General features: G+C 43.7%; 1 pseudogene. It reads right to left on the reverse strand.

What is annotated here, in order from left to right:
• A pseudogene (locus JO375_RS08605) lies at positions 1-196 on the reverse strand (hypothetical protein); the annotation flags it as partial.
• Positions 197-366: the final 170 nt, after the last annotated feature.

A 366-nucleotide genomic window follows, 5' to 3' on the forward strand; every position in this document is an offset into this window, starting at 1 on the left:
GCTTTTCAGACTTGCGAAGGTACTTGGGATTCTCGATTGTATCGCCATCGGAAGTAATAGCAAACGACTTCAAGCCCAGATCAACACCCATCTTATTATCACGCTTAGGCAAAGGCTGAATGCGTTTCCACCAGTAAGGAAACGTAATACTTCCCTGACGGTGTTTTGGATACCGTACACGACTTGATGAGTCCAACGAATGGACGATGCAATTTGATTCGGATGAGTTTTCTCAACTTAGGAAGCTTTATATATCCGTCTGCAACGCTTACTGTGCCATTCTGATTATTCGTTGTGTAACTGTGACTGTTGGTCTTCTTGCTCTTGAATTTAGGAAAACCGACGCTCTGATCACGGAAGAAATGC

Origin of the sequence: Paenibacillus farraposensis, assembly GCF_020736845.1 — a bacterium.
Lineage (GTDB): Bacteria > Bacillota > Bacilli > Paenibacillales > Paenibacillaceae > Paenibacillus > Paenibacillus farraposensis.